Genomic DNA, 26,224 nt, shown 5'->3' with positions numbered 1-26,224 from the left:
ACACTCCGTTAAACACCAGGACACCTCTCCTTGAACCTGATCATGACGTTCTCCCGCTCCTTGCTTGCCGCCGCGCTCGCGGTAGCCCTGTCGCCCGTGGCAAGCGCGGAACCCCCCGCGAAGGGCGTGTACGCGTCGTATCCGAGCGAGACGCCCGAGCATTTCAAACCGGTGCACGACGCCTTCGACTACGAAACGCGCGACGTCATGATTCCCATGCGGGACGGCGCGAAGCTCCACACCGTCATTCTTGTGCCAAAGCATGCGAAGAACGCCGGCATCCTGCTGACACGCACGCCCTACAACGCAACGGAAATGACCAGCGCCGTCGAGAGCGGTCACCTCGGCGTGGCGGTAAGTCATGACGACGACGCAAGCGATGTCCTCATCCAGGACGGTTACATCCGTGTGGTTCAGGACGTCCGCGGCAAGTACGGTTCCCAGGGCGACTACGTCATGAATCGGCCGCTCCATGGCCCGCTCAACCCGACACCCGTCGACGATTCCACCGACGCTTACGACACCATCGACTGGTTGGTGAAACACGTGCCGGAGAGTAACGGCCGCGTGGCCATTCTCGGCATTTCCTACGACGGCTTCGAGCCGTTGATGGCGATCATTCATCCGCACCCGGCATTGAAGGCTGCGGTGCCGATGAATCCGATGGTCGACGGATGGATGGGCGACGACTGGTTCCACCACGGCGCCTTCCGTCAGCAAGGCCTCGAATACATCTACGAGCAGACCGCTTCGAGGAAGAACACGCTCAAGTGGTGGTCGAACTATGCCGACGACTACCAGTTCTTCCTCGAAGGCGTATCTGCGGGCGCGGTGGCCAGGGCCTACGGCATGGAACAGCTCGGTTTCTGGAACAAGCTGACGCAGCATCCCGCCTACGATGCGTTCTGGCGCGACCAGGCCGTCGACAAGGTGCTCGGCAACGAGCCCGTCTCGGTACCGACCATGCTGGTCGCCAGCCTCTGGGACCAGGAAGACATCTACGGCGCGATGGCGGTCTATCACGCGATGAAGCCCCATGACAGCGACCAGCGCTTGTTTCTCGCCGTCGGTCCGTGGTTCCACGGCCAGGAAGTCGGCGACGGCAGCAGCCTGGGTGCCGTGCGCTTTGGCAGTGATACCAGTCTCTACTTCCGCCAGCACATCCTCAGGCCCTTCCTCGCGCACTATCTCAAGGATGCGCCGGACGTACCCGCACCGGTCAACGCCTTTATGACCGGCCAGAATGTCTGGACGACGTCGAAGGCGTGGCCCGAGACGAACGGCGTTCCCTCGACGCTCGCCATTCGCCCGGATGCAGATGGCAAGCTGCAGCTGGGCGCCCTCGCGGAGAGCGGGTCCGATAGCTTCGTCTCCGACCCGAACCATCCGGTGCCGTACCGTCCGCGGCCCGTCGGACCGATGGCCGGCAAGGGATGGCAGCATTGGCTGACCGACGACCAGCGTGCCGCCGCCACGCGCCCGGACGTACTGACCTATACCAGCGCCGTGCTCACCGAGCCGCTGCGTATCAGTGGTCCGCCACAGGTTCACCTGGTGGCCAGCACATCGGGCACCGATAGCGACTGGGTAGTCAAGCTGATCGACGTGTATCCGGACCAGGTTCCTGAGCAGCCGGAGATGGGTGGCTACGAACTGGGTATCGCCATGGACATCTTCCGTGGCCGTTACCGTACGGGATTCGACAAGCCCACGGCGCTGACCGCGGGTGCCGCGCTGCCGTACGACTTCAGCCTGCCGAATGCCAACCACGTATTCCTGCCCGGGCATCGGGTCATGGTGCAGATCCAGTCGAGCTGGTTCCCCCTCTACGATCGCAATCCGCAGAAGTTCGTACCGAACATCTTCTTTGCGACGCCCGCCGACTTCCAGCCGGCGACGCAGCAGGTGTTTCGTGGCGGTGATGCGACGTTCATCGCGTTGCCGGTCGTGAAGGGATGATTCCTGTCCATGAAGTATTGCTGGCTGCCTGTTTTCTGGGCGCCACGTCACTGGTTTCGCGCCTCGTCGCCTGGCTGCCGGGCGGCGCCTTGTCGCCCTGGCTGGTGTGGTTGCAGTCCCTTGCCGTCGGTCTTCTCGTCGGCGACGCCTTGCTCCATGTCCTGCCAGAGGCATTGGAGACAGGGCAGCCCTTCGACCATGTCATGCTGGCGCTCGCCGCGGGTGCGCTGGCCCTTGTCGTGGTCGAGAGCTGGGTTCGGCGCGCGCCGCTCGTGCCGATGTTGGATGGCACGCAACGTACGCCGTTTGCACGCATGAACCTTGCCGGGGACTTCGTGCATCACCTGGTGGACGGCATCATCGTGGCCGCGGCCTTCCTCGCCGGAGAGTCCGCGGGTATCGCGGTCATGCTGGCGATAGCCCTTCACGAGGTGCCGCGCGAACTCAGCAGTGCGAGCGTGCTGGTGGCGGGCGGGTATCCGCCACGTCGTGCGTTCGCGCTCTCGGTCTTGATGGCACTGGGCGTGCCAGCCGGGGCTCTGCTCATGCACCTTGTTCCGTTGTCACCGGGTCGCCTGGCGCTGGCGCTGGCGGCGGCATCAGGCACGGTCCTCTATGTCGCGCTGGCGGACATTCTTCCCGGTATATGGGCAAGGCTGGCACCTAATCAGCGCGCGGCTCCGGTCATAGGGGCATCGGCGGGGTTATTGGTCATGTGGCTGGCAGCGCGCATGGAGCAGGGATGACCATCGAACGCTCGCTGCCGGCATCGGCGCTCCACGCGCTGGCCGCGGTCCTTTTTGTTGGCGCCATCGCCTGTCTTGCATCGGCAAGCGTGCCGGTACGCGTCATGGGGCTTACCTTACTGTTCGCTGCCACCGGCTTCTTCAGCGAAGGCGTTACGGTGCAAGTACGAGGCCGGCCAGAGGCATGGGTCGGACCTTTCCGCGCCATGGTTTACCGGCGACTTCCCGCCAACACCGTGCTTCGGCGAGGTGTGCTGTCCGTTCGTGAGGCTCGCCGCCGTTTCGACGGCATCGACTGGGTAGGCGACTGGCTTCCGGGTTCCATCGCCTTCGGCGGCGGTGGCGTGTGTCTGATCGTCGCTGCGGGCCTGTTCAAGGCCGTTGGCCAGGCCGTGGGCGCACCGGCCACGTATCCGGCGGCGATCCTCCTCGTTGCCGGCATGCCGCTACTCGTCCTGCAGCGCTTTCTCGCGCTGCGTTCGACCGACTCGGGACCGCCGGTTGAGACGGTGGTGCGCATTCCGCTCGTATCCACCCTGATCCTTGGTGCGGCGACGCTCTTTGCTTCGCTCGGTTACCTCTGGGCGGAGTGGTTGGCCTTCGTGCCGCTCGGGCTGGTTTCGCTCGCGGCCACTGAGGCGATGATTCGCGCGACCGCACTCCTGTTCGCCCCGGCACGCCCCTTCACCGAACGGACCTCGGCGGCACTGACATGGACGGCCAGCCTGCTACGTTTGCGATGGCCGAGCCTGTCACGTGGAGGTGACTGGCTGCGGCAGGCCTATGGCATCGATCTGTCGCAGAGTTGGGTGCTCGCGTATGCGTTGCGCGCATCGCTGCCCGTCGCCGCGGCGCTCGCGGCGTTCGCCTGGCTCGCCACCGGCGTGACGGTGCTGGGTGTCGACCAGCGTGCGGTGGTCGAACGCATGGGCCGTCCGGTCGCGCTCATCGGTCCGGGGTTGCATATCCACCCGCCGTGGCCCCTGTCACGCACGCGAACCATCGAGCTGGGTGTCGTTCACCAGATGCCGATCGTCTTCTCGGCGCGGCCCGGGGGCCGGTTGCTTGCCGAGCTCGCCAGTGCAGGCCGTGCGGATGTCGATGCCGGCATGGACGCCGAAGCCATTCCCGAGCCGCCTGCAGACCGACTGTGGGATGCGAGTCATCCTGGCGAGGCGAGTTATCTCATCGCAAGCAGCGCGGGAGGACGGGAAGGCTTCCAGATCGTCAACGTCGACCTTCGCGTGATCTTCCGCGTTCCCGACACCCACGACGAGGTGCTCGACTCCGTTTATGGGACATCCGACGCGACAGGATTGATACGTGTATCGGCGGGCCGCCTTCTCGTCTCGCACTTTGCGACGTCCACCCTCGATCAGCTTCTGGGCGAGAACCGTAGTGTCTTCGTCGAACGGTTCAGGCGTGACCTGCAGGCCGAGGTCGGCGCCTTCCACGCAGGTATTGCGATCGTCGGCGTGGTGGTGGAAGCCATTCATCCGCCTCCCGCGGCGGCGGTCGCGTACCACAACGTCCAGGCATCGGCGATCCGTGCCGATGCCATGCGTTTCGACAGCCGTGCGCGCGCCTTCGCGCTGCGCGGTTCGGCCAGTCAGGACGCCTTGCGCACGGTGGACCTCGCGAAAGCCGGGGCGGCGGAGCAGCTGGCGTCGGCGACCGCGACCAGGACGACGTTCGAAGCCGATACGCGAAGCCACGCTGCCGGACGCGATGTCTTTGTTTTCGAGAGCTGGCTGACCCACCTTCGCAATGACCTGAGCAAGGCCCACCTCACCGTCGTCGACCATCGCATCGACGGTACTCAAACCACGCTGGACCTGCGGCCGTTCGCCGGATCCACAGGGGGAACACTTTGAACGCTTCCAACATGCGGCAAAGCGCACGGTGGATCGTCGCCACAGCCATTGTCGGCCTTGCCGTGGCGGCAGCCTCCTTCGTCGTGGTGAGCCCGGGGCAGGGCGTCGTCATCACGCGCCTTGGCAAGCCGGTGCGCGTGCTCGTTACCGCTGGCGGTGCGCTGAAATGGCCAGCGCCGATCGAGGCGACCACGGATATCGACCTGCGTCTTCGAACCACCTCCAGCGGTCTGCAGGACGTGGGAACCCGTGACGGCCTCCGCGTGCTCGTCCAGGCGTACGTGGTCTGGCGCGTTCCCCAGGATGCGGATGCGATCGAGCGCTATCTGCGCGCAGTGCAGAACCAGCCGGATATCGCCGCTTCGCAGCTCAGGAGCCTCATGGCGTCGTCACTTGAAATCACGGCCAGCAGTTTCGATCTCGCCCAACTGGTGAACACCGACCCTGACAAAGTCCGGCTGGCGGCCTTCGAGGAACGCCTGAAAACCCTGGTGGGCCAACAGGCGCGAGCGGTTTATGGGGTGGACGTCGAGCAGGCGGGGATCGAGCGTCTCACACTGTCGACCGAAGCGCTGCAGGCAACCATCGAGCGGATGAAGGCGGAGCGTGACACGGCATCCGCGCAGCGCTCGGCAGAAGGCCAGCGCGAGGCAGCCCAGGTCGTCTCCGAAGCGGAGCGTGACGCGCGCATCGCAATCGCCGGCGCCAAGGCCGAGGCCTCGTCCATCGAGGCGGATGCGCAGGTGAAGTCCGCCACGGTTTACCAGCAGGCGTATACATCCGATCCGGCGCTGTACACCTTGTTGCGATCGTTCGATACGCTCGATGCCACGATCACGCCCAGCACGCGCCTGGTCCTGCGCACGGATGCGGCACCCTTTCGCCTGCTGGTCGACGGACCGGTGCCGCGCGCCGCAGCGCCCGCGAAAGCCCGGCCATGAGCGCGATCCCAGCAACGTCCCTTCTTGGCGATGCGCTCAAGTGGTCCTTTCGCCTGCTCTTCGGTCTCGTCGGGCTGCTCGCCATGGCATGGGCGGTGACGGGGATTTCCCGCATCACTCCGGACAACCAGGCGGTCGTCACCCGCTTCGGGCAGGTCATTCGTGAAAGTGGGCCTGGACTCCTGGTGACATGGCCGGCTCCCATCGATCGCATCACCGTGCTGCCTTCGCCGGGCCGGCAGGTACAGTTTTCTCCCGAGACACTGGAGATCGGCGGTTCATTGCCGCCGCCGGGAGATGAGTTGTCGACCGGCTACATCGTCAACGACGAGGCACGTGAAAACACCTGGTTCTTCCTGACTGGCGACGGCGGCATCGTGCACCTGAGAGTGACGGTGTTCTATCAGATCACGGACCCGACGGCGTACGTGATCTCTGCCGAGCATGTCGAGCCGGCGCTCCGTCGTGCCGTGATCGCTGCCGCGGTGCGGGTCTGTGCGAGTCGGGACCTGGATTCCATTCTCGTCGCTCGCCCGGAGCGCGCTGACGACCCCTCCTATGCCGCGCGCCGGGAGCGTTTTCGCACCGACCTCGTTGCGCTTATCAACCAGCGTCTGGATGCCATGGGGCGCGCCCGGAACGGCCTCGGAATCCACGTTGCGCGCACCGATGTCGTCGCCAGTATCCCCGCCGGCGCCAAGGCGTCGTTCGACAACGTTCTCCAGGTGTCGCAACAGGTCGAGCGTGCCCTTGCGCAGGCGCGTACCACGGCGGAAATCCGGCGGCAGACAGCGGAGCAGACCCGTGCGCAAACCCTCGACGAAGCGCGCGCGAAGGCGCAGGAAACCGTGAGTGCGGCCGAGGCGAACTCCGCCCTGGTGCTCGCACTTGGCAAGAACACAACCATGAGTCATTCGACGGTGCTCGACCAGGTATATCGGGAGCGGATCAAATCACTTTTCGACGTGGCCGAGCGCGTCGATACCGTCCCGGCCGGCGATAGCGGTCACGTCATCGTACCGGGGGTGGGTCAGTGAACGGGAATGCACTGCTCACGAGTCGCGAGCGCCGCGGCTGGCGCCTGCGTATCGTTCTTGTCCTGTGGTCGCTGGGCTTGCTCGGGCTGGCGTGGCTGGTCGGGGTGGCGTCCGACACCATGACCGTCGAGCGACAACTTCTCACCGCGATCGCGGCGGTCCTGATGGGTGGTCCGGTCATGGTGGCCGCCTTTCGCAGCCTCCGGCATCCGGACCTCCACGGTGTGGTCGACCAGCTGGTCGCCCTTGCGGTGATTGCGTGCTGGGTCTCGGCGGATTTCGTGACGGCCACCCTGCTGCCGGTGGTGATGATGGTCGGACGCGTGCTGGAGGATCGTTCCCTGCTCGGCTCACGCGAGGCGGTGGAAGCCCTGTCGAACCTCACCACGGCCGTGGCTCGCCGCGTCGGCGCCGATGGCCTGGTCGAATCAATCGATGTTGCGAGGCTTCGGCCGGATGACATCGTGGAAGTGCGAGCTGGTGACAAAGTGCCGGCCGATGGCGTGGTCGTCGATGGCATGGCGAGTCTGGACACCGCCTCGCTGACGGGCGAGTCCTTGCCGGTGGAAGCGATGGTCGGGCAAACCGTGCTGGGTGGTTCAGTGAGCCTGAATGGCGTGCTCCTCGTGCGCGTCACACGCATCGGCGAGGATAGCGCGCTGGGCAGGGTGGTGGCCCTTATGCAGGAAGCCGAACGAAGCAAGCCAGCCGTCACGCGCTTGCTGGAACGTTATGCGGGCAAATACCTGTTGCTGGTCATCCTGCTCGCCGCCATGGTCTGGTTCACGACGCTCAACTCGGCCGCGGTCCTCGCACTCCTCGTCGCCGCATGCCCCTCCGCCATGGTGCTTGCCGCGCCGTCGATGGCGCTTGCCGCGGTCAGTGTCGCCGCGCGCCACGGCATCCTCCTCAAGAGCAGCATCTTCCTCGAGCGTCTCGCCGATGCGGATGCGCTCGTGGTCGACAAGACGGGCACGGTGACGACGGGTCACCTTCGCGTCGTTGCGGTTCGGTGTGAAGCAGGTGTCGAATCCGCGCATCTTGGCGCGGTCGCCCGCGCACTCGGGCGCGTCAGCAGTCATCCGGTCGGTCGTGCGCTGGCGCATCTTGCCGGTGACGACGACGTGGCCCTTACGGACGTGCATGAACAGGCTGGATTCGGCATGGCTGCCGTGACGACGCAGGGACAGGTGCTACTCGGCCGCGAAGAGTTGTTCGCCACCCATGGCGTGGCGTTCAACCCGGCCCCGGCGCATGCGGGGCCCGTCGCAGGCGTCTCCGAAGGGGCACGATTTCTTGGCTGGGTCCTGCTGGCGGATGAAGTTCGTCACGGCGTGGCGGCGACGCTGGAGGCGATGCGCGAGCTCGGCATCGACCGGCAGGCACTGCTCACGGGCGACCGCGACGTCGAAGCCCACCGCGTCGCGGCTCTCGTCGGCCTCGACGAGGTGATATCGGGCGCACTGCCGCACGACAAGATGGCCTTCGTCAGGGGCATGGTCGATGCGGGACAACGACCGATCGTGGTTGGCGACGGCATCAACGACGCACTGGCACTCAGGGCCGGCGCGGTGGGCATAGCCATGGGCGGCCAGGGCAGCGACATCGCCATCGCATCGGCGGATGTCGTACTCACCGGACACGAGTTTTCCCGCGTCGCCACCTGTGTTCGTCTCGGTCGCCGCGCGCGCCGCACGCTTCAGCTCAATCTTGCGTTGAGCGCCGTCTGGACCGTCGTGCTCATCGCACTCGCGTTGGCCAGCGGCGGTCGCAGTGGCGGGGCGTTGACGGCGGCCGTTCTGCAGAACTGCGCCGCCTTCGTCGTGTTAGCCAGTGCCGGGCGTCTGTTGAAGTTCGATGAGAGGTGAGGGTAGGGGCGATGGTGCTGAATGCTGAGGACGAGCCTCAGGCTTCCGGCGGAACGATCGTCTCGATGAGGCCGGTAGTCACGTCGTACACGAGACCCGAGATGGTGAAGTTCTTGCCCAGTACCGGGTGGGCCCTCAGCGCGGCGACATCGATGGCAACCGCCTTGTACGGATCGGTGATCGCCAGCGTATCGAGCTGTTCCAGTGGCACGCCCATGTACGGTGCGAGCAGTTCCGGCGCGTTGTGATAGCAACCGTTGATGCCGCACTGGGTGTGCTGGAGAACGACCAGGTTCCAGTCCTTGCCCACTTCCACGCCGCCTGCTTTGGATACCGTGCTCAGGATCTTCATGGTCTCGAACAGCGACGGGTTCACGCGGCCGCCGACGTTGCGGATGATCGCCGCTTCGCCCGGTTCGAGCTTCAGTATGTCCATGGGATCGACGCGTGGGTCGACGCAACCGAGGATCAGCGTCTTCAGCGTCGGGATGATCTTCAGCTCTTCGTGGAAACCGTGCTGGGCGAATTCGGCGTTGCGTTGAACGAACTGGGTGATGACGTCCATAACTACCTCGAAGCGATGATGGGGGTGGAGATCAGTTGCCGTTGATCTGGTCGGCATGCAAGCGAGCGAACTCGCCTACGGTCATTGAACGGCGGCCGGTGATCTGCTCGACGTTGTTGTCGGCACCGGCCATGTGACCGTGCTGGTAGTCGACCATGGCGCCGCTGAGATGCTGGACGATGTATGCCGGTACACCCATCGCGGTCAGCGATTCGGCGTACTCCCCGACCGGAAGATCCTGGAAGACGATCTTGCGTCCGAGTGCTTCGGTCAGTTCCGAAGCCATTTGCTCATGGTCCATCTCAGTCGGGCCAGAGAGCGGAACGATCTTGCCGATATAGCCATCCGCGTTCTTCAGCAGGGCGGCAATGGCGCGTCCCTGGTCGTCTGCGGCGATCGGCGAGTGGCGACCCTTGCCGACCGGCATGCGCAGGATGCCTTTCTGCAGGTACGGCAGCTGCCAGGGATAGAGCAGCCATTCGAGGAAGTAAGTCGGACGCAGGTGCACTACCGGCACGCCGGACCAGTTAAAGACCTCTTCCGAGATGTAGGTGTCGCGGCAAGAGTTGCTGCTGGACTCACGGTCGGCCGAGCGCTGAGACAGGTTGATGATCGTCTTCACGCCGGTCTCCTTCGCCGCTTGAGCGAAATTGACCGTGGCGGCAAGAAGGCCCGGTGCCACCGGATAGACGAAGTAGGCCGACTCGATACCCCGCATGGCATCGCGCAGGGTGTTTACCTCCTGCAGGTCGCCGAGGACGACTTCCGCGCCCAGGGCAGCAAGCGCAGCGGAGCGGTCATCGTGGCGGCGGACCATGGCGCGGACTTCCAGGCCGAGGGCCAGGGCTTCGCGGACCGCGGCACGGCCGGTGTCACCGGTGGCACCCGTGATCAGTACTTTCTTGGACATGACGGTATTCCTGAGGCAGACGAGAGAGGAGGACACGAATTCAGAGCTCCGTTCCGATGGAGTGACTATCCTCCCGGCCCCACAGGCCCGGTAGCCGTCGGTTCTGGCTAAGACCTATCCAGTTCCAGCATGGCTGGCCGCGAAGCCCATGGCCTGGCATCGTTCACGGGGATTCGCATTGACGCGATACCGCAGCTGCAACACCATGTCGTGCATGAAGAGCACCCCATGGAGCGTCTGGTCTTGAACGATTCGAATCAGGCGCTCGCTGGTCGCCTTGCGACCTATGTGGCCGCGTACAAGCATTACGTAGAGATCTACTCGCAGGCTGGACTGCTGGACGTTGCCATCTTCGACGAGGCACTGGCCAGGGATATCACGGCGATCGTTTTCGGCTATACGGACCTCGTCAATCTGAACCTGGAGACGAGCTTCCCTGCCGTCGGCCTTGGCTCATCGGCGGAGGCTTGTGCGATTCAGGTCACCATCTCGGGGACTACTGACAAGATCGTCGAGACGCAGGAGAAGCTCTTCGCGCATGGCCTCGACGGTATCTACTCTCGGCTGATCGTTATCATCCTTGGCGAAAAGCAGGCGACCTACGATAGCCAGCGAATCGTCCGCTCGCGTGGCGCTTTCACCTTTGACCCCGATCGTGACATTTACGATCTGGATGACTTGTTCGGCATTTTGGTATTCAAGGCCGATCCGGCAAAGTTAGAGGCATTCGCAAACAGGCTCCAGCACGAGCTGGGGTCGTCCACGCGACCGTACGCCTCCTGACCACGGGTCGGTGCCCCCTCTTTGCGGCCGGCCTGTGCCGTGCCTATACTCGCCTCGGCGCCGGGGGGCGCTCAGGGGGTTAAAGGGAATGACCGACAATTTCTACGCCGCTCCGCAGGCGGAGCTGGAGCTGCCGCCGCGCCTGCCGGCGGATCTGCGATCGAACAAGGCCACGCGTGGGTCGCGCCTTGGCGCCGTGCTTATCGATAGCGTCATCCTGTTCGCGCTCGTGCTGGTCACCGCACTGGCTGCGGGTCTGGGCCGTGGTGTCGGAAAGGGGTTGGTCCCCGCGCTTCCGGGCGTCATCGTCTTCGGCATCTTCGGCCTGGCATTGCTCATCGGCAATATCGTTCTGCTTTCCCGTTTCGGTCAGACCCTGGGCAAGCGCGCGATGGGTATCGCGATCGTCCGCACGGACGGTAGCCGATGCGACCTGTGGCGCATCCTGGTACTGCGGATCTTCCTGGTGCGCGTCATCGCCTTCGTCCCCTTTGTCGGGGTAATTTTTTCCCTTGTGGACATGCTGGTGATCTTCGGCGAAGAGCGGCGCTGCATACACGATTACATGGCCGACACGATCGTCGTCCACACCTGATTCCCCACCCGGCAGGACACATGCACATGGACAGCAATCCGTACGCCGCACCCCAGGCAGAGCTCGAAACCTTCGTTGTCAGCCCAGCCAGTCTCGAACGTGCCAAGGCCACGCGCGGCCAGCGCTTCGGCGCGGCCTTCCTCGACGGCATTTTCAGCACCATCTGCCTCGCTCCCTGGACCTATTCCATGAAGAGCGGAGGCATGACGCCCATTGCGGCCGTGCTTGGCTTTGGCTTCATGCTCGTGCTCGGCATCATCAACCTGGTGCTGCTAAGCAAAAACGGCCAGACACTGGGCAAGAAAATCGTCGGCACCAAGGTCGTCATGGCCGATGGTTCGCCAGCTCCGCTGTGGCGCATCGTGCTCCTGCGTTGGTTGCCGCTTACCGCGGTGACGGTGATTCCCAAGGTGGGCGCGGTCGTGGCGTTGATCGATGCCTGCGTCATCTTCGCCAGCGAGCGCCGCTGCGGCCACGACTACGTCGCCGGCACCATTGTCGTCGACGCCTGATGCTCGATACGGTTCGCCAGATCGAGACGCCTGAAGGTGTCTCGCTCCGCTTGCACGCAGCCGGGGCGACGGTGCGTGCGCATGCATGGCTTATCGACTTCGGGCTGCGTGCGGTGGCGGCGTGCCTCCTGCTGGCCGTGCTCGGCATGCTGGGTGCGGCTGGCGCCGGTATCGGCATGCTCGTGCTGTTCGCGGCGTACTGGATCTACGGCGTCGTTTGCGAGGTCTGGATGGATGGGCAGACGGTGGGCAAGCGCGTGATGAACCTGCGCGTGGTCAATGCCGACGGCACGCCCGTGACCTTGCTGCCCTCGGTCATTCGCAACCTGCTGCGTACGGTCGATGGCCTGCCGGGCATTTACGGCATCGGCCTGGTCTGTTGCCTGATCGATCCTCACAGTCGCCGCATCGGGGATATCGTCGCCGGTACGATGGTGGTCCACGTGCTGCAGCGTGGTGCCCTGGCCCAGGTGCCGAACGAGGCACCCGAGCCGCCGTCCACGCCGCTGCGCCTGGAAGAACAGGAGGCGCTCGTGGCCTTCGCCGAGCGCGGCCGCAACCTGCACGAAGCACGGCAGCGCGAACTGGGCGATCTGCTGGAACCGCTCACCGGCCGAATGGGCAATGCGGGACTGCGCAAGTTGCTGGCGCACGCCAACTGGTTGCTGGGGCGCACATGAAGCAGGAGCGGTTCGTGGCCCTGCACGATGCGGGGTGGTCGGAAGTAGAGGGCTGGATGCGCGGTAGCGGTCGCAAGGCGTGGTCGTCGGCCCTGGCCGAGCGAGGGCTGGATTTTCCCAGTCAGTACCGGCGCATCTGCCAGCACCTGGCCATGGCTCGCGCACGCGGCTACAGCCACGAAGTGACCGACCGTTTGCAGCGTATCGTCGACCAGGGCCATCGCCTGCTTTACCGCCCGCCTGCGCCGCGCTGGCACCGCGTCGGCGAGTTCATCGTGGCGGGATTTCCACGCCTTGTCCGCCGCGAGTGGAAGGCCATGGCCATTGCCGCGGCGCTGCTGTACGTGCCGACCATAGCGTGCCTGGTGATGATCCACTTCCGGCCCGATGTGGCCAGCATGATTTTCAGCGGACAGGCACTGGATCGCTTCGAGCAGATGTACAACCCCGCGCGGGACAAGATCGGCCGTACCAGCGGCACGGACGTGGCGATGTTCGGCTTCTACGTGCTCAACAACGTCGGTATCGCCTTCCGCACATTCGCGGCAGGCCTGTTCTTTGGCATTGGCGCGATCTACGTGTTGGTGACCAACGGGATCATGTTCGGCGGTATCGCCGGCCACCTGGACGCCATCGGATATGGCGGTCCGTTCTGGCGCTTCGTCGCCGCGCATTCGTCGTTTGAACTGACGGCCATCGTCATCGCCGGAGGCGCAGGCCTGCGCCTGGGTTATACGCTGCTGGCGCCCGGTCGAATGCGCCGCGGCGATGCCCTGCGCGAGGCGGGCGGTGTCGGTGCACAGCTGGTGCTTGGCGCCTTCCTGATGCTGGTGATCGCCGCGTTCATCGAGGCCTTCTGGTCGTCCGTGGCTGCCTTCCCGGACGTGGTGAAGTTCGGCAGCGCCGCGCTGCTTTGGTTGCTGGTGATTGTCTGGCTGATGTTCGGCGGCCGCGGGAGGCGCAGTGGAGATTGAGCGTATCTCCGTGGTGCTACGCGTGCGCAGCGCACGCGAGTCCGTAGACCTCGGCGCGGCGATGCTCCGTCGCCACGCGCGGCCGATCTTTACGGCGTGGTTCATCGCTTCGTTGCCCTTCCTGGCGATGGCCATCGCCCTGGAACAGTGGCTGGGCAAGCCGTGGCTGCCATTGCTGTTTCTGTGGTGGCTGAAGCCGGTGTTCGCGCGTATCCCGCTCTATGTGGTGTCGCGTGCGGTGTTCGCGGAGGCGCCCGATTGGCGCGGCGCGTTGCGCGGTACGCTTGCGTGGGGGCTGAAGGGACTGCCGGCGTGGTTGACGATTCGTCGGTTCGATCCGCGCCGCTGCGTGTTGCAACCCATCGTTTACCTCGAAGGACTGGATCGCGGCGAGCGTTCCCGGCGCTGGCGTGTGTTCGGACGAGGCGTGGAGGGCCCCGGGACGGGACTGACACTGACCTGCACGATGTTCGAGTTAGTGCTGGCGCTGAGCCTGTTGCTGTTCCTGCCGATGTTCGTGCCCGCCGAGTTGTGGGAGTCGTACTGGTTCAATGCAGGATTTCTGCGCGCCATGCCGCACTGGCTTTCGGTGCCGCTCATCGTGGCTTACTACCTTGGCATGTCGGTCGCGGAGCCGTTGTGCACGACGGGTGGCTTCGCGCTCTATCTCGGCCGCCGCACCGAACTCGAAGCGTGGGATGTAGACCTCGCGTTCCGGCGCCTGCGTAACCGTCTGCTGACCACCGCGACCACCGCGATTCTGTTGATCGCCACGTGTTTCGCCACGTCGACGGCGCACGCCGCCGACGCGCCGCGTGGCGGCAAGCCCGATGCCGTCAAGGTGTCCGTGGAATCGGCATTCCCCGTGCCAAAGCCGGGCGCCGACCAGCGAATGAATGATGTCTCGGCCAAGGTGCTGGCCGATCCCTTGCTCGGTGGCAAGACACGCGCCTGGCACTGGGTGCCGAAACACCCGAGGGCCCCCAAGCCCGAGGAAATCACCCCCGAGAAGTCGATCGAACAAGGCGACTTCGCCGGCGTCGGCCTGGCATTGAAAGGCCTTCTCCTGGCGCTGTTGGTGGCGGCGGTCGCCTGGCTCGCATGGTTCGCCCTGCGACGCTGGCCCTCGCGCCGGGGCGATCCCGCGGTGGCTCGCACAACCGTGCCCAGCGCCGTGCAGGAAACGGCCGTGGAGGTCGCCGTGCCGAAGGGCTTCGGCGAGCAGGTACACGTCCTGTGGCGGTCGGGCTCGCGACGCGAAGCGCTGGCCCTGCTTTATCGCGGCACCGTGGAGCGCATGGCCGTGCGGCTGGACGAACCGGTGCATCCGGACGCCACGGAGGCCGACGCCATCGCCGGCGCGCGCCGCCTCGATGACGACGACGCCGGTCGTCGCGCCATTCGCATCGTGCGCACGTGGCAGTACGCGGCCTACGCGGATCGATATCCCTCCGACGAGGAGTTGGCCGTCTTGCTCGGCGGCTGGCCGGTGGAGCGCGCATGAGCAGGGGCAATGCATGGGCACTGGCCATCGGGGCACTCGTGCTGCTGTGCGTCGGCGCGTTCTTCAGCACGTTCGAACGCAAGGAAGTCGATGTCGACGTGCCGCCCTCCGGCAAGGCGGCCACGGATCGCTTCTACGCGCTGGAGCGCGCGATGCGTGGCATGGGTATTCCGGCCCATTCTGTCAGTGGTATTCCCGTGGGGGATGAGTCGCTGGTGGTGTTCGGCGTGAATCCCGCCAACCTGGATCGCGATGACGCGGTCGACCTGCTTGCGCTCGCGGATGACGGGGGCAGGGTAGTGCTGCGCACGGGTTCGGAAGCGGAGATGACCCGCGCTTTTTTCTGGAAGAACCTGGGCAAGGCGGTTGGCCTCGCGTCGGCAGGCCCCGGCTGCGTGGAGCTGCAGGGGCAGGCAGCTGAGAAATCCTACGAGTGGTGCGGTACGCGCGTGAAGCTGCGCGCCGCCGCCCGCATCGATGGGATCAGCGACACCAAGGGCGACCTGATGGTGACGTTCCACTACGGCGAAGGCACGATCACCCTTGTACCCTCCCTGGAACCCTTCAGCGGTCGCGGCATCGAAGACCCCGTGGCACGCCGCCTCGTCGTGCGGGTGCTGCATCTGGACGACCACGAACAATCTGCCGCGCTGGTTTACCGTGTGGAAGGCGATCGCATCTGGAGCCTGCTGTTCACGCGTGGCTGGCCGGCCATGCTTGCGTTTACGCTGTTGCTGGCGGCGTGGGCCGTGTCGCGCGCCGTACGTCTGGGTCCGCTTCTGGACACCCGGCGCGCGGATCGCCGCGCGCTGGTGGAGCACGTGCAGGCCGCGGGCGAGTTCCTTTATCGGCGCGACCGTGGCCGCGGTTTACATGCACGTGTCTGCGCTGGCGTACTTGCCCGCGCGCGGCGCCTGGACCCTGGTGCTGACGACCTCGAAGGCGAGTCGCTCCACGCTCGCCTGGCCGAACGTTTCGACGAGGCCCCCGCCGACGTCGCGCTCGCTTTCCGGCCTCCCGTCGACGCCAACGCGTTTCGCGACAGCGTCGCCATTCTTTCCCGATTGCGGAGACACCCATGAACACGTCCGTCGACACCCCGCGCGAAGTCGCGGCCCCGATCACCTTTACCCCGGCGGAAGTCGCCGCACGCATCGCTGCGCTGCGCAGCCAGGTCGGTCGCGCGTTCATCGGCCAGCAACCGGTCTTCGAGCAGGTGCTGATGGCCTTGCTCGCTGCCGGCCACGTGCTGATCGAGGGCGTACCGGGCCTGGGCAAGACCTTGCTGGTGCGCGCGCTTGCCAGCGCCGTGGGTTGCACCTTCGGCCGCGTGCAGTTCACCCCCGACCTGATGCCCACCGACGTCACCGGGCATGCGGTGTACGACATGAAGGCGGAGCGTTTCCAGATCCGTCGTGGGCCGGTGTTCGCCAACCTGCTGCTGGCCGATGAAATCAATCGTGCACCGGCCAAGACGCAGGCGGCGTTGCTGGAAGCCATGCAGGAAAACCAGGTCACGATCGAAGGCCGGCGTTTCCCGTTGCCGCAGCCGTTCATGGTGGTCGCTACGCAGAACCCCATTGAACAAGAAGGCACCTATGCGCTGCCCGAGGCGCAGCTGGATCGCTTCCTGGTGAAAGTGCAGATCGAATACCCGACGCTCGCCGACGAGACACGTATGGTGACCGAGGTCCTGGACGGGCAGGTGGCTGCGGACCTCGACGTGTCCCGCGTATCGCCCGTAATGAACGAGGCGGAGCTGATGGCCATCCAGCGCATGGTGGCGACCTTGCGCGTGGATCATGAGGTGGTCGATTACGCCGTGCGAATCGCGCGCGCCACCCGCGAGTGGGCAGGCGTGCTCGCCGGCGCAGGTCCCCGTGGTGGTCTGGCGCTGGTGCGCCTCGCGCGAGCCGCTGCTCTGGTGGACGGCCGCGACTTCGTCACGCCCGACGACGTGCGCAGCGTGGCGATTCCCGCGCTTCGCCATCGTTTGCTACTGGCGCCCGAGGCGCTGATCGACGGCCAGCACGCCGAAGACATCCTCAAGGGCCTGCTGCACAAAGTGGCCGCGCCGCGCCGATGATCCGTCCCGCCGCCGCCATGCTGTCACTCATCGGCGCCTGGTTCGCCGTGGGCGTACTCGTGTCGTTCGAGCTGCTTCCGCTGTCATGGTGGTGCCTGCTTGGTGCGTTGTGCGCCGTCGCCCTCGTGTGCGACGTATTTCGCCTGGGCCGGCAGGCCTCGCCCGAACTGACGCGCGAACTCGACGCCGTGCTGCCATTGGGCGAGCGCCTCGATGTGACGTTGCGCCTGCGCCACGCGGGCACGCATAAACGTCGCGTACGCATCCACGATATGCATCCTGGCGGCTGGCGCGTCGAGGGCCTGCCGCGCACGGTCGACCTCGCACCTTCGCGCGAGCTCGGGTTCTCGTATGCGCTGTGGCCGGCCTCGCGAGGCAAGTTCGCCTTTGCGGGTTGCCAGGTGGAACTGACCTCGCCCTGGCGTTTCTGGCACCAACGCCGCACGCTGGACGTCGCGGCGGATGTACGCGTGTTTCCCAACTTTGCACCGCTCGCGCGCATGGCCGGGCTGAGCGTCGAACTGGCCTCGCGCTCCGTAGGCGCGCGGCTGCAACGCCGGCGCGGCGAAGGTACGGAATTCCAGGAACTGCGTGATTACCGCGTCGGCGACAGCCTGCGCAAGGTCGACTGGAAAGCCACGGCGCGCGCCGGCCGGCTGATGTCCCGCCAGTACCGCGATGAGAGCCATCAGCAGGTCGTGCTGATGCTTGACTGCGGCCGCCGCATGCTGGCCGAAGACGAGGGCGTGGGCCACTTCGACCATGTACTGAACGCTTCGCTCGCGCTGGCCTACATCGCGCTGCGCCAGGGCGATAGCGTCGGATTGCTCGCATGCGCCGGCCAGAACACGCGCTGGTTGGCGCCCCAACAGGGTGCCGGTGGCATGGACATGCTGCTGGGTGCTGGCTATGACCTGCGCGCCGAATCCACGCCCACCGATTACCTCCACGCGGCCAGCGAGCTGCAGACGCGCCAGCGACGGCGCGCGCTGGTGGTGCTGGTGACCAATGTGCGCGACGAAGACGACGAGGAGCTGCGCGCAGCGGTAAAGATGATGTCGCGCCGGCATCTCGTGCTGGTGGTAAGCCTGCGCGAACTGGCGCTGGATCGTGCCGCGACGAGCGGTACGGAGAGTCTGGAAGCCGCTATCCGCACCGCCGGCGCCCTGCGCTACCTGGACCAGCGGGACGCGGTGCACGCGCGCTTGCGGCGGGAAGGTATTGCCACGCTGGATGTGCTTGCCAGCGAGCTGTCCGGGCGATTGGTGGAGCGCTACCTGGCGATCAAGCGGGCAGGGCGACTCTGAGGCGTCGGCCGCCTAGCCGTCCAGCAAGCCTGCGCGAACAGCGTCCGCCACGTCCTCCGGGGTATCCAGTTTCCGGCCCAGCGCATCGCGACGCACCGCCGCCGGGTGACCGCCCGCCCACAGACGCCGGAAGGCGGCGTCGCCCTGAAGCGTGCCGGCAAGAGCCATAGTTTCGGGACGGAGAAGGGCCGGCGGCCCCAACGCATCACCGTAGGCAGAGACAACGTCGCAGCTGCCGTCGAAGGCGGCGAAGAGTTTCTGAAGGTGATCCGGATCCAGGCACGGCTGGTCCACCACAGTGACCAGCACCGGGTACGTCCGGCCGGCGAGCGCGGTGGCGGCCCGGGTCAATGAGGAAGCGATGCCGGTTTCCCAGGTGGGGTTGAAGACGATGGTCGTGCCGGTGACCAAGGGCGCCAGCTGTTCGGCGTGGGCGCCCAGTACCACCAGAAGGCGGGTCGGACAGGTCGCCTTCGCCAGGCGCACCGCGCGCTGCAGCAGGGTTTCCCCCGAAATGGTCAACAGTTGCTTGGGCTTCCCCAGGCTGGCGCTACCACCCGCCGCGAGTACCACGGCGTCATGTCCTCCACGTCCCCACATATCGACTCCAAGAACTTGCTACACGATGGTCCCTGCCGAAACCGTGAGTTTTGTCGCATTATTGGCGGATGGCTATGCCAGCATTATCGTCGACCGAAGCCTGCCGGACACTCGCCGCACGCAACTATATCCAGACGGCGGATGCTTCGGATGTCCAGCCAGCTATTCCGGACCAAGCGACTAAAGAAATCGGGCAACCTGCCGATACAGCCTCGTAGCGGTCCGTCATTGCAACCAACCTCAGGGGAAGATCATGCGCGACACCGTCGAACTACTGGAAGCCATTGGCCGCGATGCAGCTTTGCGGCGCGCCTCGCCCGAAGCATTGGCACAAGTGCTGGAAGCGAGCGAAGCCTCGGAAGGCCTGCGCGAGCTGGTTGCCAATGGCGACAGTGCGGGCCTGACGAAAGAACTGGGTCTGAAGCAGATGCACGTCGAACACATGACCCAGACGGGCGGGCATGAGGGCGACGGTCACGACGACCATCATCACCATCATCATGATGACGACCATGGCGACGGCAAGGACGACGAGCCGAAGCAGCGTCCGGACGATGCTGACGGCGACACACCCTCGACCTGAGGGAATATCGGCATGGCCCTCCGCTGTCGTCGCTACATGCGACCCTGGCCGGTCCTGGTGGGGCTGGCAGTGTGGATGCAAGTCCAGGGGGCTCATGCCGATTCCGCGCGGTCGGCAGCGCCGAGCGCGGATCGGCTCGCGCAGGTCGATGCTATACGCACGACGGATCACGCCGGCTTCGTTGAGAAGCTGGCCGAACTCCATGGCGACGTGGGCTCACTGACGAAGTCCGAAAAGCGGTATCTGCGCTACCTCGATGGCTGGGAGGCCAATTACGAGGGACGCTATCCTGAAGCGGCCACGGCTTTCCAGGAAGTCATGGGGGAGTCGGACGATGATCCGGTAGGCGTTCGCGCGAGCGCCATGCTGATGAACAACCTGACCGGCCGGGGGAAGTACGCGGAGGCTTACGCCATGACGACCCGCGCGGCGGACACCCTGGATGTGGTGACTGATCCGCAGGCCCGATTCATATTGTTGGCAAACCTGTCGCAGATGCTTGCGTATGCGGGCCAGCCGGAGCAGGCACTGAAGTATGCCGATATGATGTTGAGCGCGACGCCGGCCGGCCAATCTCCCTGCCCGGGCATGGCGCAGAAAGTCGTCGCGCTCGAGGGGTCCCGCCAGCTGACAGCTAGCAGCCCGGAGTTGATGGCGACAATAGACGCCTGCACTGCGGACCGCCAGCCGATTTTCGCCAATGCCGCCTCACTCATCCTGGTGGATCGGTTGCTGAGCGAACACAAGCTGATCGAGGCGCTGGCGACCGTCCGTCGGCTCACGCCTGCCATCCAGGCAAGCAAGTACTTTCCACATCTCATCGATCTGGCCAGTGCACGCGCCCGAATCTACGAGCAAATGGGCAACGCCAGCGAAGCACGCAGAGCCGCGCTTGAGGTCGTTGCCATGAACCACGTTGGTGACGTCAACGAGGCGCTGCGCTTCGCTTACCGGGTGCTGTACTCGATTGAGAAGGCACAGGGGCACGATGCCAGCGCGCTGGATTACTACGAACACTACGTCGTCCAGGACCAAGGCTACCTGCGCGATGCGAACGTCAGGAATGCGGCCTATGAGGCGGCCAATCAGCACTTTCGCGCCGAGAAGCTCGAAACCGAGGGCCTGAGCAAGGAAAATCGCATTCTGCGGCTCCAGCAGGCGTTGGATGCCAAGGCCGTGGAGACGAGTCGTCTCTATATCGTGGTGATGTTCCTCGTTCTTCTTTCGATCGTCTTCTGGATGGTACGCATCAAGCGTTCACAGCTTCGTTTCAAGTGGTTGTCGTCGTGCGATGGACTCACTGGAATTTTCAATCATCAGCATTTCATGAGCGAATCCGTTCGCGCACTCCAGGTCCTTGAAAAGCGATCCGGCGACGGCTGCCTTGTCTTTCTTGACCTGGATCATTTCAAGCAGGTTAACGATACGCACGGGCACGCCCTGGGCGATGCTGTGCTGAAGCACGCTGTCGCGATCTGCAAAGGACAGTTGCGCCGTGCCGATCTGCTCGGGCGCCTCGGTGGCGAGGAGTTCGGCATGTTGCTGGTGGATACGCCGCGATTGCAGGGTAGCGTGGTCGCCGAGAGAATCCGGTTGGCGCTCACGGCATCACCGCTGGTTATGGACGGCCTGGTGATTTCCGTCTCGGCCAGCATCGGTCTGGCCAGTACCGACAGCGCAGGCTACGACTTACAGCGACTGTGCCGTGCCTCGGATGCCGCGCTATATCAGGCGAAACACATGGGGCGTAACCGCGTCGTCATCGATGGCGACGGGGACGACGGTGCGCGTTCGTCACAATTACCTTTGCATACTATGAGTCTATGAATACATCTGATCCGGTATCGACTGAAGCCCGCCGCGGCAGCATCACTTCCGTTGGCATGGGCATTACCTTGGGTTCCCACCTGACGCCGATTGCGCGCAGCTATATCGAGACCGCGGACGTCGTCTTCGCTGCACTCTCGGACCACGTCGTGGAGCTCTGGCTACAACGCCTGAATCCGGAGGTCCGCAGTCTCCAGCCGTACTACCGTCCGGGCAAGTCACGCATGAAGACCTATCGTGAATGGGTCGAGGTGATGATGGCTGAAGTGCGTGCCGGGAAGCGGGTCTGCGCCGTGTTCTACGGTCACCCGGGCATTTTCGCCTGGTCGCCGCATAAGGTGATCGAGGTCGCCCGCGCTGAAGGCTACGAGGCTTATATGGAGCCTGGCATATCCGCCGAAGACTGCCTGTATGCCGATCTCGGCATCGATCCGGCCCGCTTCGGCTGCCAGCATCTCGAGGCCAGCCAGCTACTGTTCTTCGAGCGCAACCTGGATACGACGAGCCACGTGATCCTCTGGCAGCTCGGTGTCGTCGGTGATCGCTCCCTTGGCCGATTCAAAACGCCGGACGCGTATCGGGAACTGTTGGTTGAAAGGTTATGCCAGGACTATTCGCCCGACCACGAGGTCATCGTCTATCGCGCGCCGACACTGCCGGTTGAAGGGCCGCACATCCAGCGCGTGGCACTGCGTGATTTCACCTCCGCTGAGTACACCGGACAGGAAACGCTTGTGATTCCGCCCGCGCAGGCCCTTAAACCGAATGCCGTCTGGCGCGCGCGCCTCGACGAACTCGATGCGATCTATGGCTCGGGTGTTGAACCCACAGTTACAGCGTAACCGTTCCCCCTAACGACTTCCTGCGCGCAGGTCTCAGGGTTCGCTCCGCGTGCGCGTGCGCGTGATCGCTCGCTCGATCACGCGCACGCGTCGTCTCTGGTAATGGACGACGTCGTGATTTCCCTTCCCGGTCAACATCGGTCGCCGCAACGGCGGCCCAGCCTGTCGTTGCGAATATAACCAGCCGGCTTAAGATTTTTGCACCGCAGCGTGACACCTTCCCGCTTTAGCGTCTTAATCTGTCCCCAGGGGATTTAGATCGATCCAAGCCGCGAAAGATGCCAACGGTTTGGACTGGGGTGGGGAGGGCAGAGGGATGTGCGCGTCATGCGCCGCCCGGGACATTGCTGCTTCCTGCCGGGCCTGTCTAGGGGAAGGGGAAGCCGCCACATGAAACCAAGCACCACCTGTACGTCCATGAGCACAAGCCCGCGCGAAGCGCGCGAGACCTTGCCCATGGAGACTGTTTTCCGCGGCCCGGAGAGTTGCCGCCGAATTCCCCCTAGTAGTCAGTAGGCGGGGAACACCGCTTTCCATCACTACGTTGCCTCTCGTCAATCGACGCAGGCAGCAACGGCTAGCGCTGCCTTGAGTTTCGTGTAGCGAGCCTCCCCGCGGCGCATCCGGGGAAGTGAAACATCCATCGTCAATGAGCTACGCGCCCGTTGACCGGTCAAAGTTTAGATCGATTGAAATGCAGGTATAGGGAGGACGCATGCAGCAATAGCGCACATCTGCAGCAGTGATGTAACGGGGGACCATCGCGCCGGATCCATAAGGGCGCACACCACTGAGGGAAATAAAAAGAAATGACTTATCTGCCACATATGCTTAAGCGCAAGCCGCTTTGTGCCGCGCTCGCCACAGCCACCTTGTCGTTCGTCGGGTATCTGGGGGTACCAACGGCAGCCTTCGCGCAAACATCCACGCCCGTCACCACGACAGCGTCTGCGCCGGCACAAACGACCACTAGCTCAACGGTAAAGAAAGACGACAAGGACAAGAAGGCAGATAAGCAGGCCAACGATACGGCGGCTGGTACGACCAACATGGACGCCGTCGTCGTCACGACGTACCGCCAGTCCATCGACCAGAACGTGCTGGACAAGCGTGACGCCAATTCCATCGTCGAAGTCATCAACGCGCAGAACATCGCGCAGTTCCCCGCCAAGAACATCGCCGATGCGCTGGCGCACGTGCCTGGCGTGGTCATCAGCCGCGAATCGGGCGAAGGCAAGACGGTCAGCATTCGTGGCCTGGCGCCCGAGCTGACGCTGACCGAATTGAACGGCAACTACGTAGCCTCGGCCGATACCTCGGCCGGCCTGACGCGCTCGTTCAACTACACGCTGATGCCGGCGAACATGTTCTCCGAGATCAAGCTCTACAAGAGCCTCGAGGCACGCCTGGACGAAGGCGGCATCGGCGGTAATGTGGACCTGCACACGCGCCGTCCGCTGGAAATGAAGGCGAACGACGGCTTCGTGTCCCTCAATGGAGCGGGCTCGGACAACAGCAGCAAGAAGACGCCGCAGACCTCGGCCCTGTGGTCGTGGAAGAACAAGGACGAGACGTTTGGCTTCCTCGTCGCCGGTTCGTACCAGAAGCGTCGCGATATCGATTACACCGCCAAGGCCGACAGCTGGCACTGGTGGAGCAATGACTGTACCAGCCAGGCCACGTGTACCGCGCCGCCGACGGACGTGCATGGCCGGCCGTACGGTCCCGACGTGGCGCCCAATCTCGACCTGTGGTCGGGCGGCGGTGTCGTCGATCAGGCTGGCAACGTCGATTCGGGCTACTGGATGCCGCAGCAGTTTTCCACGAGTCGCAACGAGCTGGACCTGAAGACCAAGGGCGCCCAGGCGACCATGCAGTTCAAGCCCAGCGACCATTTGCTGTTGACGGGTAACTACTTCCGCTTCCAGCGCCAGCAGACCCAGATCACCAACACGCTGGAAGTGCCCGAGTGGGGCCTGCCGAGCAACAGCAATTACGCGGATCAGCAGGGCAGGTTGCTCGCACCCAACGGCCTGACGTTCGATCCGTCGCACACCATTGTCACCGGCGCGAATTATGTGCTGCCGCCCGCCGGCGTGGGCTGTAACTCGCTGACCAACCCGGTCACCGGTGCGGCGCGACAGGCCGTCGATACCTGCTCCACGGAGATTCCGTGGCTGAATGGCAGCTACAACGTCGAGAAGGCCACCTCGCAGACCCTCAACCTCGAAGGTGAGTGGGACAACGGCGGCAGTCTCAGCGGCTCGTTCAACGTCGGCCGTACCTGGGCCACGGGCGGCCCGTCGGTGCAGTTGTCCATGGCGGCGAAGCCGCGCAACTTCGTCAACGGCCAGTGGGTGGATGGTAGCGATGGTGCCGCATGGACGCTGGGTGGCAAGCCGACACTCACGGCCTCGCCCGATGTACTGCAGAACATGCTGGCTGGCGCGGGGCAGGTGGATCTGGGCTCGACCGGTTCGAACATGGTCAATACCAGCAACTCGCAGAACTTCGCCCAGGCCGATCTCACCTGGGCCTTCGATTCCACCTGGTTCCAGTCGCTGCAGTTCGGGTTCAAGTACCGCGACAATCACGCTGAGCAGACGAACAACGAGCAGCGCTGGTACTGCAAGGGCACGACGCTGCAGTTTCAGACCTGCGATCCCAATGCCGGCCAGTTGCCGGCGGGCTTCCTCCAGGCGAACTCGCTCGACGGGACCAACGAGGCCTACAGCGACAGCACCTTCCCGGCGATCAATTACCCGGCGTACTACAACTATCTCAACCAGACCTACGACCGGGTGCTCTACAACCACCCCGATGACAAGTCGTCGATCCAGGAAAAGATCGCCGCGGCTTATGTGCAGGCTAACTTCGACACCGGTACGATCCGCGGCAACGTGGGCCTGCGCTTTGTCAGCACGGGGCAGGACCTGACCGTCGCCAACGAGATCACCACCAACAACGCGGTGTACTACCACGACGGCGGTGGCAACATCCTGATCTGCCCGACCACCGGCCAGAATATTGCCGGCGGTGCCTGCGCACCGGGCGACTTCCAGTACCAGCCGCGCGAGCAGGCGGTCGTGCAGACGTTCGAGAACAGCTCCACGCGCAAGCGCTACAACAAGGCGTTGCCGAGCTTCAATATCGCGTGGAACGTCCTGGATGACGTCGTGGTCCGCGCCGCGGGCTCGCAGGCGCTGGCTCGCGCCAACTACACCGACCTGGCCCAGTTGGGCAGCCTCACCAACAACACCCAGGAGTACTACAACGATCGCAAGCAGTTCGGTGCCCCCTTGCCGGGTTGGTACGGCAGCGGCGCCAATGCAGACCTGAAGCCGTTCACAGCGACCCAGTTCGACCTGGCGACCGAGTGGTACTACGCACCGCATTCGGTGGTTGGTATCGATCTGTTCCAGAAGAAGGTGAAGAACTTCGTCGTACCGGTCACCGTCAACAACATCAGTGTCGACGTTAACGGTACGCCGACGAACTTCATGCAGTACAGCACCAATGCCAATGGCCGCTCGGGCACGTCCAAGGGCATTGAGTTCTACACCCAGCACACCTGGGACAATGGCTTCGGTTACATCGCCAACTACACGCTCAATCACACCACGGAAACCCCGGTTTCCCTGGGCGACACGCAGGTCGGCAAGTCCGAGCTGATCGGTAGCGCGAAGTACGCAGCCAATGTGTCGGTGTTCTATGAAAAGAACGGCCTGCTGCTTCGCGCCAGTGACAACTTCACCGGACGGACCATGCAGGGTCTGGCGGCCGGCCTGCCGATTTATTCGGCGCCGTATCACCAGATCGACCTGAACGGTGACTACGAGTTCAACAAGCACTTCGTGGTGACCGCATCGGTGATCAACCTGTCGAAGTCGACGCCGCACCAGTACCTGGGCAGCGACACGACGGCACGACTGGTCAGCCTCGAATATGCAGGACGCCAGTACTACGTAGGGATCACGTACAAGTTCGGTGATGGTGGTTAAAGAAAGTCCAGCGGGGTCGGGCGACAAGCC

General features: G+C 64.4%; 22 protein-coding genes. 19 read left to right on the top strand and 3 right to left on the bottom strand.

All coding sequences use genetic code 11. The features are described from left to right. The first annotated feature begins 30 nt into the window (after positions 1 to 30). The 6 genes from C8J98_RS10710 to C8J98_RS10685 are packed head-to-tail and all read left to right on the top strand — an operon-like array spanning position 31 to position 8,425. The gene (locus C8J98_RS10710) at positions 31 to 1,959 is read left to right on the top strand and encodes a CocE/NonD family hydrolase (protein WP_233260191.1); all 1,929 of its coding nucleotides are present in this window, start codon (positions 31 to 33) and stop codon (positions 1,957 to 1,959) included. Then, entirely contained in the window at positions 1,956 to 2,705 is a 750-nt protein-coding gene (locus C8J98_RS10705) for a ZIP family metal transporter (protein ID WP_107913192.1), read from the top strand. The genes C8J98_RS10710 and C8J98_RS10705 overlap by 4 nt, the downstream gene beginning before the upstream one ends. Beyond that, positions 2,702 to 4,579 carry an SPFH domain-containing protein gene (locus C8J98_RS10700; RefSeq protein ID WP_107913191.1) on the top strand — a complete coding sequence of 626 codons (1,878 nt, stop codon included), beginning with the start codon at positions 2,702 to 2,704 and terminating at the stop codon, positions 4,577 to 4,579. Before C8J98_RS10705 ends, C8J98_RS10700 begins: the two co-directional genes overlap by 4 nt. Then, the gene (locus tag C8J98_RS10695; RefSeq protein ID WP_199229883.1) at positions 4,576 to 5,520 is read left to right on the top strand and encodes an SPFH domain-containing protein; all 945 of its coding nucleotides are present in this window, start codon (positions 4,576 to 4,578) and stop codon (positions 5,518 to 5,520) included. Before C8J98_RS10700 ends, C8J98_RS10695 begins: the two co-directional genes overlap by 4 nt. Next, entirely contained in the window at positions 5,517 to 6,557 is a 1,041-nt protein-coding gene (locus tag C8J98_RS10690) for an SPFH domain-containing protein (RefSeq protein WP_107913189.1), read from the top strand. Before C8J98_RS10695 ends, C8J98_RS10690 begins: the two co-directional genes overlap by 4 nt. Then, positions 6,554 to 8,425, top strand: a complete 1,872-nt coding sequence (locus C8J98_RS10685) for a cation-translocating P-type ATPase (protein WP_107913188.1) — start codon at positions 6,554 to 6,556, stop codon at positions 8,423 to 8,425. The genes C8J98_RS10690 and C8J98_RS10685 overlap by 4 nt, the downstream gene beginning before the upstream one ends. Positions 8,426 to 8,462: 37 nt before the next feature. Here C8J98_RS10685 and C8J98_RS10680 read toward each other — a convergent pair whose 3' ends face one another. Together C8J98_RS10680 and C8J98_RS10675 are read right to left on the bottom strand one after the other, a co-directional pair. Beyond that, positions 8,463 to 8,990: a carbonic anhydrase gene (locus tag C8J98_RS10680; RefSeq protein ID WP_107913187.1), complete on the bottom strand. Its 528-nt coding sequence runs from the start codon at positions 8,988 to 8,990 to the stop codon at positions 8,463 to 8,465. 31 nt (positions 8,991 to 9,021) lie between these two features. Next, positions 9,022 to 9,900, bottom strand: coding sequence for an NmrA family NAD(P)-binding protein (locus C8J98_RS10675; RefSeq protein WP_107913186.1), 879 nt, complete (start codon positions 9,898 to 9,900; stop codon positions 9,022 to 9,024). A 129-nt stretch (positions 9,901 to 10,029) separates the two neighbouring features. Here C8J98_RS10675 and C8J98_RS10670 point away from each other — a divergent pair, with 129 nt between their 5' ends. From C8J98_RS10670 to C8J98_RS10630, 9 genes are all read left to right on the top strand, one after another. Then, a complete protein-coding gene (locus tag C8J98_RS10670) occupies positions 10,030 to 10,683 on the top strand; it encodes an SMEK domain-containing protein (protein ID WP_107913185.1) in 654 nt (217 codons plus the stop codon). A gap of 88 nt (positions 10,684 to 10,771) precedes the next feature. After that, positions 10,772 to 11,278 carry an RDD family protein gene (locus C8J98_RS10665; RefSeq protein WP_107913184.1) on the top strand — a complete coding sequence of 169 codons (507 nt, stop codon included), beginning with the start codon at positions 10,772 to 10,774 and terminating at the stop codon, positions 11,276 to 11,278. Positions 11,279 to 11,304: 26 nt separating this feature from the next. Continuing rightward, positions 11,305 to 11,790, top strand: coding sequence for an RDD family protein (locus tag C8J98_RS10660; protein WP_158272676.1), 486 nt, complete (start codon positions 11,305 to 11,307; stop codon positions 11,788 to 11,790). Then, positions 11,790 to 12,470: an RDD family protein gene (locus C8J98_RS10655; RefSeq protein ID WP_107913182.1), complete on the top strand. Its 681-nt coding sequence runs from the start codon at positions 11,790 to 11,792 to the stop codon at positions 12,468 to 12,470. The genes C8J98_RS10660 and C8J98_RS10655 overlap by 1 nt, the downstream gene beginning before the upstream one ends. After that, positions 12,467 to 13,444: a stage II sporulation protein M gene (locus C8J98_RS10650; protein WP_107913181.1), complete on the top strand. Its 978-nt coding sequence runs from the start codon at positions 12,467 to 12,469 to the stop codon at positions 13,442 to 13,444. The genes C8J98_RS10655 and C8J98_RS10650 overlap by 4 nt, the downstream gene beginning before the upstream one ends. Beyond that, the gene (locus C8J98_RS10645; RefSeq protein WP_107913180.1) at positions 13,434 to 14,948 is read left to right on the top strand and encodes a DUF4129 domain-containing protein; all 1,515 of its coding nucleotides are present in this window, start codon (positions 13,434 to 13,436) and stop codon (positions 14,946 to 14,948) included. Before C8J98_RS10650 ends, C8J98_RS10645 begins: the two co-directional genes overlap by 11 nt. Next, on the top strand, positions 14,945 to 16,030 hold the full coding sequence (locus tag C8J98_RS10640; protein WP_107913179.1) for a hypothetical protein: 1,086 nt from the start codon (positions 14,945 to 14,947) through the stop codon (positions 16,028 to 16,030). Before C8J98_RS10645 ends, C8J98_RS10640 begins: the two co-directional genes overlap by 4 nt. Continuing rightward, entirely contained in the window at positions 16,027 to 17,034 is a 1,008-nt protein-coding gene (locus tag C8J98_RS10635) for a MoxR family ATPase (protein WP_107913178.1), read from the top strand. The genes C8J98_RS10640 and C8J98_RS10635 overlap by 4 nt, the downstream gene beginning before the upstream one ends. Continuing rightward, complete coding sequence (locus tag C8J98_RS10630) at positions 17,034 to 18,341, top strand: DUF58 domain-containing protein (protein ID WP_107913425.1); 1,308 nt, start codon at positions 17,034 to 17,036, stop codon at positions 18,339 to 18,341. Before C8J98_RS10635 ends, C8J98_RS10630 begins: the two co-directional genes overlap by 1 nt. Before the next feature lie 12 nt (positions 18,342 to 18,353). Here the strand turns inward: C8J98_RS10630 and C8J98_RS10625 are convergent, their stop codons facing one another. Further along, positions 18,354 to 18,941 (bottom strand): nucleotidyltransferase family protein, encoded by a 588-nt coding sequence (locus tag C8J98_RS10625; RefSeq protein ID WP_107913177.1) that lies wholly within the window; start codon positions 18,939 to 18,941, stop codon positions 18,354 to 18,356. Positions 18,942 to 19,194: 253 nt separating this feature from the next. Here C8J98_RS10625 and C8J98_RS10620 point away from each other — a divergent pair, with 253 nt between their 5' ends. The 4 genes from C8J98_RS10620 (at position 19,195) to C8J98_RS10605 (ending at position 26,194) form a co-directional block, all read left to right on the top strand. Next, positions 19,195 to 19,524: a hypothetical protein gene (locus tag C8J98_RS10620; protein WP_107913176.1), complete on the top strand. Its 330-nt coding sequence runs from the start codon at positions 19,195 to 19,197 to the stop codon at positions 19,522 to 19,524. A gap of 12 nt (positions 19,525 to 19,536) precedes the next feature. Further along, positions 19,537 to 21,351 carry a GGDEF domain-containing protein gene (locus tag C8J98_RS10615; protein WP_107913175.1) on the top strand — a complete coding sequence of 605 codons (1,815 nt, stop codon included), beginning with the start codon at positions 19,537 to 19,539 and terminating at the stop codon, positions 21,349 to 21,351. Continuing rightward, positions 21,348 to 22,193 (top strand): SAM-dependent methyltransferase, encoded by an 846-nt coding sequence (locus tag C8J98_RS10610; protein WP_107913174.1) that lies wholly within the window; start codon positions 21,348 to 21,350, stop codon positions 22,191 to 22,193. The genes C8J98_RS10615 and C8J98_RS10610 overlap by 4 nt, the downstream gene beginning before the upstream one ends. Positions 22,194 to 23,002: 809 nt before the next feature. Next, the gene (locus tag C8J98_RS10605; protein WP_107913173.1) at positions 23,003 to 26,194 is read left to right on the top strand and encodes a TonB-dependent receptor; all 3,192 of its coding nucleotides are present in this window, start codon (positions 23,003 to 23,005) and stop codon (positions 26,192 to 26,194) included. The last annotated feature ends 30 nt before the right edge of the window (positions 26,195 to 26,224 follow it).

The sequence above is a fragment of the Luteibacter sp. OK325 genome, from assembly GCF_003050935.1.
Lineage (GTDB): Bacteria > Pseudomonadota > Gammaproteobacteria > Xanthomonadales > Rhodanobacteraceae > Luteibacter.
Note: the sequence above shows the minus strand (reverse complement) of the source record. Positions and strands in the feature narration are given on the sequence as shown.

Coding starts and splice junctions, on each gene's coding strand:
- C8J98_RS10705 (WP_107913192.1), top strand. CDS start 1,956: ATGATTCCTGTCCATGAAGTATTGCTGGCTGCCTGTTTTCTGGGCGCC.
- C8J98_RS10700 (WP_107913191.1), top strand. CDS start 2,702: ATGACCATCGAACGCTCGCTGCCGGCATCGGCGCTCCACGCGCTGGCC.
- C8J98_RS10690 (WP_107913189.1), top strand. CDS start 5,517: ATGAGCGCGATCCCAGCAACGTCCCTTCTTGGCGATGCGCTCAAGTGG.
- C8J98_RS10680 (WP_107913187.1), bottom strand. CDS start 8,990: ATGGACGTCATCACCCAGTTCGTTCAACGCAACGCCGAATTCGCCCAG.
- C8J98_RS10675 (WP_107913186.1), bottom strand. CDS start 9,900: ATGTCCAAGAAAGTACTGATCACGGGTGCCACCGGTGACACCGGCCGT.
- C8J98_RS10670 (WP_107913185.1), top strand. CDS start 10,030: ATGGCTGGCCGCGAAGCCCATGGCCTGGCATCGTTCACGGGGATTCGC.
- C8J98_RS10665 (WP_107913184.1), top strand. CDS start 10,772: ATGACCGACAATTTCTACGCCGCTCCGCAGGCGGAGCTGGAGCTGCCG.
- C8J98_RS10660 (WP_158272676.1), top strand. CDS start 11,305: ATGGACAGCAATCCGTACGCCGCACCCCAGGCAGAGCTCGAAACCTTC.
- C8J98_RS10655 (WP_107913182.1), top strand. CDS start 11,790: ATGCTCGATACGGTTCGCCAGATCGAGACGCCTGAAGGTGTCTCGCTC.
- C8J98_RS10650 (WP_107913181.1), top strand. CDS start 12,467: ATGAAGCAGGAGCGGTTCGTGGCCCTGCACGATGCGGGGTGGTCGGAA.
- C8J98_RS10640 (WP_107913179.1), top strand. CDS start 14,945: ATGAGCAGGGGCAATGCATGGGCACTGGCCATCGGGGCACTCGTGCTG.
- C8J98_RS10635 (WP_107913178.1), top strand. CDS start 16,027: ATGAACACGTCCGTCGACACCCCGCGCGAAGTCGCGGCCCCGATCACC.
- C8J98_RS10625 (WP_107913177.1), bottom strand. CDS start 18,941: ATGTGGGGACGTGGAGGACATGACGCCGTGGTACTCGCGGCGGGTGGT.
- C8J98_RS10620 (WP_107913176.1), top strand. CDS start 19,195: ATGCGCGACACCGTCGAACTACTGGAAGCCATTGGCCGCGATGCAGCT.
- C8J98_RS10615 (WP_107913175.1), top strand. CDS start 19,537: ATGGCCCTCCGCTGTCGTCGCTACATGCGACCCTGGCCGGTCCTGGTG.
- C8J98_RS10610 (WP_107913174.1), top strand. CDS start 21,348: ATGAATACATCTGATCCGGTATCGACTGAAGCCCGCCGCGGCAGCATC.
- C8J98_RS10605 (WP_107913173.1), top strand. CDS start 23,003: ATGACTTATCTGCCACATATGCTTAAGCGCAAGCCGCTTTGTGCCGCG.